The sequence below is a fragment of the Mizugakiibacter sp. genome, assembly GCF_039680435.1.
GTDB lineage: Bacteria > Pseudomonadota > Gammaproteobacteria > Xanthomonadales > Rhodanobacteraceae > Mizugakiibacter.
In genome coordinates this window covers 16,487-26,151 of the sequence record NZ_JBDKSX010000042.1, presented here as the reverse complement: position 1 = coordinate 26,151, position 9,665 = coordinate 16,487, and the positions used below count along the sequence as shown (strand labels likewise).

General features: G+C 67.3%; 9 protein-coding genes. All 9 read left to right on the top strand.

The window, feature by feature from the left end; all coding sequences use genetic code 11:
- Positions 1–14 precede the first annotated feature (14 nt).
- From ABFC67_RS04885 to ABFC67_RS04845, 9 genes are read left to right on the top strand one after another with little or no spacing between them, the layout of a single operon-like run.
- Entirely contained in the window at positions 15–1,010 is a 996-nt protein-coding gene (locus ABFC67_RS04885; protein WP_346736924.1) for a phage tail tube protein, read from the top strand.
- 10 nt (positions 1,011–1,020) lie between these two features.
- Positions 1,021–1,455, top strand: a complete 435-nt coding sequence (locus ABFC67_RS04880) for a hypothetical protein (RefSeq protein WP_346736923.1) — start codon at positions 1,021–1,023, stop codon at positions 1,453–1,455.
- Positions 1,452–1,853, top strand: coding sequence for a DUF1799 domain-containing protein (locus ABFC67_RS04875; protein ID WP_346736940.1), 402 nt, complete (start codon positions 1,452–1,454; stop codon positions 1,851–1,853). The genes ABFC67_RS04880 and ABFC67_RS04875 overlap by 4 nt, the downstream gene beginning before the upstream one ends.
- Before the next feature lie 3 nt (positions 1,854–1,856).
- Positions 1,857–4,133, top strand: a complete 2,277-nt coding sequence (locus ABFC67_RS04870; protein WP_346736922.1) for a phage tail length tape measure family protein — start codon at positions 1,857–1,859, stop codon at positions 4,131–4,133.
- Between the two features lies 1 nt (position 4,134).
- Positions 4,135–4,494 carry a hypothetical protein gene (locus tag ABFC67_RS04865; protein WP_346736921.1) on the top strand — a complete coding sequence of 120 codons (360 nt, stop codon included), beginning with the start codon at positions 4,135–4,137 and terminating at the stop codon, positions 4,492–4,494.
- Positions 4,491–4,967: a DUF1833 family protein gene (locus tag ABFC67_RS04860; protein ID WP_346736920.1), complete on the top strand. Its 477-nt coding sequence runs from the start codon at positions 4,491–4,493 to the stop codon at positions 4,965–4,967. The genes ABFC67_RS04865 and ABFC67_RS04860 overlap by 4 nt, the downstream gene beginning before the upstream one ends.
- The gene (locus ABFC67_RS04855) at positions 4,964–5,368 is read left to right on the top strand and encodes an NlpC/P60 family protein (protein WP_346736919.1); all 405 of its coding nucleotides are present in this window, start codon (positions 4,964–4,966) and stop codon (positions 5,366–5,368) included. Before ABFC67_RS04860 ends, ABFC67_RS04855 begins: the two co-directional genes overlap by 4 nt.
- A complete protein-coding gene (locus tag ABFC67_RS04850) occupies positions 5,361–7,841 on the top strand; it encodes a host specificity factor TipJ family phage tail protein (RefSeq protein ID WP_346736918.1) in 2,481 nt (826 codons plus the stop codon). Before ABFC67_RS04855 ends, ABFC67_RS04850 begins: the two co-directional genes overlap by 8 nt.
- Before the next feature lies 1 nt (position 7,842).
- Positions 7,843–9,654 carry a hypothetical protein gene (locus ABFC67_RS04845; protein WP_346736917.1) on the top strand — a complete coding sequence of 604 codons (1,812 nt, stop codon included), beginning with the start codon at positions 7,843–7,845 and terminating at the stop codon, positions 9,652–9,654.
- Positions 9,655–9,665: the final 11 nt, after the last annotated feature.

The following is a 9,665-nucleotide window of genomic DNA, read 5'->3' as shown; positions in this document are numbered from 1 at the left end:
ACGAGGACTGAACCATGAGCCAGGTCACCGGCGTTCGCACCCGCCTCGCGGGGTTCACCGAAACCACCTACGGCCAGATCCCGGGCACGCCCGCCGGCCTGGTGCTGCCGTTCGTGCAGAACGGCGTCCGCGCTCAGATGCAGCGCGAACAGGACGCGACCATCGACGGCTTCCGCGGCCAGCCGCGCAGCGTGCCGGGCAACCGCGATATCAACGGCACCGTGCAGGTGAACGTCGCACCCGGCAGCATCGGCTGGTGGCTGCAGCACCTGATCGGCGTGCCGACGACCACCGGCGCGGCCGTGCCCTACACGCATACCTTCGCGCCGGCGGCGAGCGGCGCCAATGCGTTGCCCCCCGGCTTCACGCTGGAGGAAGACCTCGGCAGCGCGTTCACCGCTGCCAGCCGGTACATCCGCTATCAGGGCTGCCGCATCGCGCAGATGCAGCTCACGCTGGCGCCGAGCGGCTTTCTCACCGCCAGCATCGACGTGCGCGGCGCCGACTACAGCCGCTCGGCGACGGCGCTCGACGCCACGCTCACCGACAATGGCCACAAGGCGTTCCCGGCGATGAGCGCTGCGCTTTCCGTGAACGCCGGTGCCGTCACGGTGAAGATGACGCAGTTCCAGCTCACCTATAGCAACGACCTCGACGACACCAACTACACGATCGGCGGCAACGGCGTGCGCGGCAGCATGCCGGAGGGCTTCGCGCTGGTCACCGGCCAGACCGAGTTCCTGCTGGAGGACTCCAACTATCTCGACCTGGTGCTGGGCGACTCCGATGTCAGCTTCGACCTCAGCCTGCAGCACGGCGTCGGCGACGGCACCGCAGGCAACGAGAAGCTGACGATCAGCATCCCGGCCGCGGTGAACGAGCTGGTGACGCCGCAGATAAACGGCCCGCGCGGCGTGCGACTGCAGGCGAACTTCAACGCCTTCCGCACCAGCGGCGAGATCGGCGTGCAAGCGGTGCTGCTCTCGCCGCTGGCGATCATCGACGGCTGAGGGCTCGCGCATGTTCCGGTACGCTCCCCAGCGCAAGGTCTATTGGCCCGTCACGCTGCAGGCGCGCGGACAGGACGGCGAGCTGATCGAGGCCCGCGCGCTGATCGGCTATCACATCCTCACCCGCGACGAGCTGCAGGCGCGCGACGCCGCGCTGCTGCATACCGTGCAGGGGACCGTCGACGCCGACGTGCTCGCCCGAGCCCGCGCCCGCGACGACGCGGACCTGGTGCTGCTGCGCGAGCGCATCTTCGACTGGAAGGACATAGTCGATGACGCCACCGGCGAGCCGCTGACCTTCAGCGCCGAAACGCGCGATGCCATGCTCGCCGACGCGCTGCTCTACCGCGCGCTGTTGGCCGGCCTGATTCGCGCCAGCGTGGGGGCGCGCGAAAAAAACTCGTCGCCTGGGCTCGCTGGCACGCCGGCGCGGGCCCAGGGCTGAAAGGAGAACGGCTGTGGGACGCAGAGAACCGCTACGGCGACATCGACGCGGCGTACTGCGAGAACTGCCGCTGCGCAGGCGGCGGCGAACGGTGCCCGCCATGCCCGGAGCCGCGGCTGCTCCCGGAAGCGGAGCGCGGCGTGGCCGCATTCGCCGCCTGCGCGACGCAGTGGCGGCAGGGGTTCAGTGGGCGCACCGGGCTGGACTATGCCGGCTGCGTGGCCGCCCTGACGGCGCTGGCGCCGCTCTGGCAGGCGGACGCGCGGGAGGCGGGTAGGGGAGACGAGGCCGCGGCGTGCGAGGTCGGCGCGCTGCTGCAGGACGTGCAGATCATCGAGCGTGCGATGTTGCATGCGGACGACGAACGGCGCGCGCAGCGCGAGCAGCGGAGGGAATGACGGGTGGCCACGCGCATCGACGTGCTGCGAATCCTGCTGCAGGCCAGCGGCGATGGCCAGGTCAAGGCCGCGCTCGCGCAGGTGGGCGATGCGGCGGATGCCACCGCCGGCCGTTTCGCGCGCGTCGGCACCATCGCAGGCGCCGCGCTCGGCGTGGGGGTGGTAGGTGCCTTCGCGGCCGTGCTGCGCGCCACCGCCGAGAGCGAGAAGGTGACGGCACAGCTCGAGGCACGCCTGCGCTCCACCCATCAGGCCGCCGGTCTGAGCAAGGATGCGCTGCTCGATATGGCCGGCGGCCTGCAGGCGGTCACCGCCTTCGACGATGAGGCGATCGTCAGCGCCGAGAACCTGCTGCTCACCTTCACCCGCATTCACAAGGATGTGTTCCCGCAGGCGCTGGAGGCGGTGCTGGACATGAGCACGGCCTTCGATCAGGACCTGAAGACTTCGGCGATCCAGCTCGGCAAGGCGCTGAACGATCCCATCCAGGGCATCGCCGCCCTCTCGCGCGTGGGCGTGCAGTTCACGCAGCAGCAGCAGGACACCATCAAGTACCTCGCCGAGACTGGCCAGGTGGCCGAGGCTCAGAAGGTGATCCTGAAGGAACTGAGTACCGAGATGGGCGGCTCCGCGCGCGCGGCGGCCGATACGCTGTCCGGATCGCTGCATCAGCTTGCCGGCGTGGCCGGCAACCTGCTTGAAGGCGACAGCGGCGATGCGGGCCTGCACGGGCTGGTGGGCAGCATCCATGACCTTACCGCGACGCTGAACGACCCTGCGGTGAAGCAGGGATTCCAGACGATCGTCAGCGGCATGCTGAGCGTCACCAATGCGACTGCGAAGGCGATCGGAGCATTCGGCGGGTTCGCATCCATCGCAACGCAGAAGTTCGCGGATGCCTATGGCCTGAGTGATGGCAACAGCTATGACGAACTTCTCGCGAAGCGCGCCGATCTGGTCGACAGGCTGAACTATGGAATGAGCGGCAAGGATCTGTTCGGAAAATGGTCTCAGAGCCGCCTGGATGACGTGCAGAGCCAGATCAAGGCGATCGACGACCTGATCGCGCGTCGCCGCCTGCTGGCATCGATCAAGCCCGAAGACGTGATCATGCCGCCGAAGGGCTATATCGAGCTGCCGACGCTGACCGTAACCGCCGACGCCGCAAAAGCCAAGGCCGATTACCAGGCCGAGTTGCAGGCGGCGCGTGAGCGGACCGCTGCGCTGAATGACCTGCAGGGCGCCATCGAGCGCGTCGGAGAAGCGGCCACAAATACCGGCAATCCGGCGCTCGACGCCTATGCCGAAGCGTTGCGCAACGTCGCCGCCGCCGGCGCGAAGGCCATCGCAACGGGCGCCGACACGGCACAGGTGCAGGCCGATGTCGCGCGGGGCGTGGACCTGGCCACGCAGGCCTATCAGCACCAGCTCGCCGCGCAGGCGATGCTGGCGGACGACAAGCTCACCGAGATCCTCAACCGCCAGGCGGCGCAGCTCGGCGGCCCGAGCGTGCAGGCCGCCATGGACTATGCCGCGGCGCTGCTGGAAATTCAGAAGGTGGAGGAGCAGCTCGCCGCCGGCGGCAAGCTGACCACCGAGGAGGCACAGAAGATCGCCGTCGCGCGCGAGAACGCGCTGAAGAAATACCAGCAGGATCTGCAGAAGGCGGGCAATGAGAACAGCGAATTCTGGCGCCGCAGCGCCGAGGGTATCCAGCAGGCCCTGGCCGATGGGCTGTTCGACTTCAGCAAGAAGGGTCTGAAGGGGCTGGAACAGAACTTCAAGGGCACGCTGAATCGCATCCTCGCCGAGATCGTCGCCGCGGATCTGGGCAAGCGGCTGTTCGGCGACATCGACAAGACAGGCCAGCTCGGCGGTTGGCTGGGCAGCCTCTTCAGCGCATTCGGCGGCGGGCATGCCGATGGCGGCGGCGTGCTGCCGGGCCGCTTCTACCAGGTGAACGAGCGCGGCCCCGAGCTCCTCACCATGAACGGCCGCACCTACCTGATGGCGGGCGGCCAGAGCGGAGCCGTGCAGCCCATCGCAGGCGCGATGGGCAGCGACAGTGGCAGCCGCCCGCCCGTCACTAATGTCTACGTCTACAACAACACCAGCGAGAAGACGGAGACGCAGCAAGGCACGGAGTCGAACGGCATTGACAAGTACATCAAGGTGATCATCGGCAAGGCCGCCGAAGACGTGGCCACCGGCGGCCAGCTCGGCCAGACCATCGCCGGCGCGTTCGGTCTCAGCCGCCGCGCGGGCCAGCAGAGGATCTGACGTGTCGAACCCGACCTGGCCCGCCACGCTCCCGCCGCCCATCGCCGACAACAGCACGGCATATTCGGGCGTCAGCAACGTGCTGCGCACCGAGATGGACGCGGGCGTGGCCAAGGTGCGCCGGCGCTTCACCGCCGTCGCCACGCCCTTCGCGTGCACCCTGCGCCTCACGCAGGCGCAGTACCAGACACTGATCACGTTCTACGCGACCACGCTGCAGGACGCGCTGCCCTTCGACTGGACGGATTTCCGCACCGGCGTGACGGCCACCTACCGCTTCGTGCAGCGCCCCGCCGGCCAGTACATCCAGGGCAGCGTGAACCGCTGGCAGGTGACCCTGCAACTGGAGTTGCTGCCATGAGCCGGCAGGTGTCGCAGGCGGCGCTGCAGGCCATGTTGGCGCAGCATACCGGCGAGGTGTTCCTGGTCTGCGTGCGCATCGCGCATCCGGACATCTCCACCATCCGCATCGTCAACAACACGCAGGCGATCACGCGCACCGACGGCGTCTACCAGCCGTATCCCATCCGCGCGCGGCTGCCCGACCAGCGGGACGACCAGATTCCGCAGGTGCAGCTCATCGTCGACAACGTGGACCGCAGCGTGCTCGAGGCCATCCGCACGATCTCCGGCGTGCCCACCGTCACGCTGGAGGTGGTGCTGGCCTCCAGCCCCAACACCATCGAGGCAGGGCCGTTCGAGTTCGACCTGCTGGGCGCCACGTACGACGCGCTGGTGATCACCGGCACGCTGGGTTACGAGGACGACCTGCTCAGCCAGCCGATTCCGGCGCTCACCTATACGCCCACCAATTCGCCGGGGCTGGTGCCATGAGCGCGGTACCGGCATGGGTGGAGCCCTACATCGGCCTGCCGTTCGCGGAGAAGGGCAGGGGCCCGGACGGCTACGACTGCTGGGGGCTGGTGCGCCGGGTGCTGGCCGAGCAGTTCGGCCTGCCGCTGCCGGACTACGGCGAGCGCTATGCGACGCTGCGCGAGCATGCGCGAATCGCCGCGGCCATCACTGACGGTCTTGCCGCCGGCTGGACGTGCGTCGACCGCGGCGCGGCGGGCGACGTGGCGATCTTTCGCCCGGGCGGCGCCCGCTTGCATATCGGCCTGATGGTCACGCCGCAGCGCTTCCTGCACGCGCCCGAAGGGCGCACCAGTTGCATCGAGCGCATCGATTCGCGGCTCTGGTGGCCGCGGCTGGAGGGGATCTACCGTCATGGCTGACGGCACCGTCGACATCGTCGCGCGCCCGCATCCGTTCTCGCCCGAGGTGGTGTACTGCGAGGCGCGTGCGGGGCAAACCATTGCGCAGATTGTGGGCGAGAACGCGGCGCGCGCGCTGCGCGTGGAGGTGGACGGCTACGAAGTGCCGCGCGAGCTGTGGACACGCGTGCGGCCAAAGGCCGGGCGGCGCGTGCAGATCACCGCGTTCCCCGAAGGCGGCGGCAACAACAACAAACTGCTGAAGATCGTCGTCGTCATCGTCGCTATCGTCTACGCCTACTACACGAGCGACTACCGCGGCGCGCTGAAGATCATCGCCTATGGCTGGACGCTGACGAATCTGCTGGTGCCGCCGCCGCTGCCCAAGGGCGGCGGCGGTGGCGACCCGTTCAACGCGCTGACCGCCATCACCGGCACCAGCAACCAGGTGAATCTCTACGGCGCCGTGCCGCTGGTGATCGGCGAGGCGCGTTTCTACCCGCCGCACGCGGCGCTGCCCTACACGGAGATCCTCGGCGATCAGCAATACCTGCGCATGCTGCTCGACCTTGGCCCGGGCGATCTGGACATCACGCCGTCCGACATCAAGATCGGCGAGACACCGCTCACCAGCTTCGACGAGGTGGAATACCAGATCAGCACCGCGCCCACACTCTTCACGCAAGACGTGTTCGAGCTGAGCGTGGGCACCGTGCTGGCGGACGGGAACAGCGACACCCGCACCACGCAGACCGGCACCGAAGAAATTTCGCTCGACCTGCTGGCGCAGGCCGGCTTCTTCGCGTTCGACAAGAAGAATCACGCCGTAGGCGTGAGTGCCGATTTCACTGTTCAATATCGCGCGGTTGGCAATACCACGTGGCTCAACGCTGCCTCGGCCTCGGGCCTATCGATCGCGAACGGCTCGGTCATGATCGTCGGCGGCACCACCGTCCGCATCAGCTCCGCCAAGCGCGAGCCGCTGCGCACCGGCATCCGCTGGAAGGTGACCGCCGGGCAGTACGAGGTGAAGGTCACCCGCGTCAGCACCAACTGGGGCAGCTCGGTGGCCGAGAGCCGCGTGGGCGACTTCGTCTGGACCGTGCTGCGCTCCATCGCCCACCAGAGCCCCAGCAACACCGGCACCAACAAGCTCGCGGTGCGCATCCGCGCCACCGACCAGCTGCAGGGCGTGATCAGCACACTGAGCGTGGTGGCGCGCCAGAAGATCAGCACCTACGACAAGGCCACGCAGACATGGACCACCGGCGTGCCCACGTCGAACTGTGCGTGGGTGGCCTACTGGCTGCTGACCGCGTGCCCGTCGCTGGCCAAGAAAGTGCCGGCCTCGCGCGTGGACCTGGACGCGTTCGCCGATTGGGCGGCCGAATGCACAGCCAAGGGCTTCGTCTTCAAGATGTGCCTCGACTCCACCATCACGCTGTTCGATCTTGTGCGCGACGTGATGGCCGCCGGGCGCGCCAGCTTCAACATGCGCGAAGGCCTCTACAGCGTCGTGCGCGATGTGCAGCAGACCGTGCCCGTGCAGATCTTCACCCCGGCCAACAGCAAGGGGTTTTCCGGGTCGCGCCAATTCCGCGAAACACCGCATGCGCTGCGGGTGCAGTTCACCAACCCGCAGGCCAACTGGCAGCAGGACGAGCGCATTGTGCTCGACGACGGCTACCAGATCGACGGCAAGGATGCGTTCGGCAACGCTGCGCCCAGCCTGCCGGCAGCCACGAAGTTCGAAGTGCTGGACCTGCGCAAGGTCACCGACGCCGACGCCGCCTGGCGCCTCGGCCGCTATCACCTCGCCGCCAGCCGCCTGCGGCCGAACACCTACAGCTTCGAGACCGATATCGAGAACCTGATCTGCGATCGCGGCGATCTGATTCGTCGCACAGATGATGTGCCAGAGTGGGGTCTCGCGTACGGCCGGGTGAAGACCGTCACCCTCGATGTCTCGAACAACGTGCAGTCGGTGACCACCGACGAGGCGCTGACTTTCGAGGTCGGAAAGACCTATGCCGCGCAGTTCCGCAAGAACGACGGCACGGTGGTCTCCACCGCAATCACCGGCAGCGGCACCGACGTGCACACCTTCGACCTGACCACGCATCTGCCCAGCGTGCAGCCGGGCGATCTGTTCGTGCTCGGCGAGACGGGCAATGTGACGGCCGATCTGATCGTCATCCGCAAGGAGGCGCTGGACGACCTCGGCGCGCGCATTACCTGCGTGGACGCGGCGCCCGCCGTCTGGACCGCCGACAGCGGCACGCCGCCGGCGTTCGTGAGCACCATCAACGGGCAGGTCTTCTGCGAGCCGCCGGCATTGCCAGACCCAAGCACCGTGATCTTCGTCAGCGACCAGCGTGGCTCAGGCTCGGACGACGGCGGCGTGACGCGCCCAACCACGCGCATCAACCTGCCGCCCGGCTCCGGCATCTACCGCAACCCGCTCACCCTCAACCGCAGGATGCTCGTCCGCTAGCATGCGCTCCGCTACCACCGCCTACGATGTCCGCTGGCGCCGCACCGGGTCGAACGAATCCTGGTCCGCGCCGAAGCGCTTCCCCGCCGGGAAATCCATCGAACTCGACGGGCTCGATCGCGAGCAGGGCTACGACTTCCAGCTTCGTGCGGTCGGCTCGTGCGGCTCGGTATCCGATTGGGTCAACGCGACGCATGTCGTCGCCTCGGCGAACCTCCCACCGGTGGCCGTCGATACCATTTCAGCCATTTCACTCGCGGACGGCGTTCATCTCGCATGGACGGTCGACGGCATCCAGCCTGCGCATGTCGAATATAGCGTCGAGCGCGCGCCCGACGTGAGCGGCTCACCCGGCACCTTCGCCGAAATCACCAAGGTTCGCGGGCTCGCCTACAAGGATGCGACCACCGACGGCGTCGTGCGCTGGTACCGCGTGCGCGCGGTGGACTACAACGGAAATTTCGGCGGCTACAGCCCCACGCTTAACTCGCGCGGCAAGACCGTCGAGGATGGAGCCACCAATGGCTTCAAGCGGGGGATGAATCTGATCGTCAACTCGACAGCCGCTGCCGGCAATGTCGGTTGGCCGTCTGCCATCGGCGGCAATCACTTCCTGAGCTACAACATCGGCACAAGCGGTTACCAGTGGTATCACGCCATGGCAACCGGATCGGACGACTACGGCAATGTGCAGACGATCCCGGTAGTGCCTGGCCTCGCGATGGCCCTCGGCGCGGACATGAGCGCCGCTGCGCTTTCGAATGCGACGCAGCAGGTCTTCGTGGTATTCCGCGATACCACGAAGGCCGAGATCACGCCGATCGTACGTCCCTCGATTACGGCGACAAACGGCATTCCGGGAAAACGCTACACCACAACCTTCACCACGCCGGCGAACTGCTACTTCGTCGACGTGGCCGCGCGCGTCGCGGGTAATGGTTCGGGATCCGGCACGTGCTACTGGGCGCGACTCAAGCTGGAGGCGAACGCACAGGCCTCGCCCTACAGCGCAGAAGCGGACAGGTTGGGAGATCAGCTCACCAACCCAGGCAGCGGTATCACGCTCGGCAACCAGCTCAACGCTCCCAATTCGCTTACGCTCGCATTTGGAGGCATCCGCAATACCACCGCGCTCACCGCAACGTCGGCAGGCGCAGTCACCGTCAATGCCTACAGCGTCGCGATGGGCGGCACAACCGTCAGCTACAACGCCGTCAGCAATGCGGTGACGGGGCTCACGCAGGGGCAGACATACACCATCTACTGTCATGACCCCGGCGGCACCGGCGGCACAAAGACCTATTTCGCCGCAACGTCGCAACTCGCAGCCATGCAGCAAGGCGATGACGTCGTCATCGCAGGCAGTGTCACCATCCCGTCAAGCGGCTCGAGCGGCGGCGGCGGCGGTGGCTATTGCGTCGTCGCCAGCATGTGGCTCCGCAAGGGCCTGATGGCGGGGCAGGCGCGCTGGTGGCACTGGCTCGACTGCTTCGACGGCTTCCGTCGTCGCCGCGCGCGCGTGCGCGGCATTCCACGCATCGTCTGGGCTCGATGCGTGCGAATCGTCACCGAGTTGGGCGCCGAACTCGATTGTTCGGAGAGCACGCCATTCACCGTGAAGGACGGGCGTGCCGTGATGGCGATTGCGCTGCGCGGCGAGCTGGTGCTCACCGACGGCGGCTGGGAGCGCGTTGTCGAAGTGGAAGGCATCGGCATGCTGCCGGTAGCGCGCATCCATGTGGGCGGTCTGAGCTATGCCGCAGGCCGCAATCCGTCGCATCGCATCTTCTCGCACAACCCCCTCAAACCCTGACAGGGCACGAT

Excerpts from the sequence above, each read along its gene's own strand:
- ABFC67_RS04850 (WP_346736918.1), top strand. The coding sequence starts at position 5,361 with ATGGCTGACGGCACCGTCGACATCGTCGCGCGCCCGCATCCGTTCTCG.
- ABFC67_RS04880 (WP_346736923.1), top strand. The coding sequence starts at position 1,021 with ATGTTCCGGTACGCTCCCCAGCGCAAGGTCTATTGGCCCGTCACGCTG.
- ABFC67_RS04860 (WP_346736920.1), top strand. The coding sequence starts at position 4,491 with ATGAGCCGGCAGGTGTCGCAGGCGGCGCTGCAGGCCATGTTGGCGCAG.
- ABFC67_RS04855 (WP_346736919.1), top strand. The coding sequence starts at position 4,964 with ATGAGCGCGGTACCGGCATGGGTGGAGCCCTACATCGGCCTGCCGTTC.
- ABFC67_RS04885 (WP_346736924.1), top strand. The coding sequence starts at position 15 with ATGAGCCAGGTCACCGGCGTTCGCACCCGCCTCGCGGGGTTCACCGAA.
- ABFC67_RS04845 (WP_346736917.1), top strand. The coding sequence starts at position 7,843 with ATGCGCTCCGCTACCACCGCCTACGATGTCCGCTGGCGCCGCACCGGG.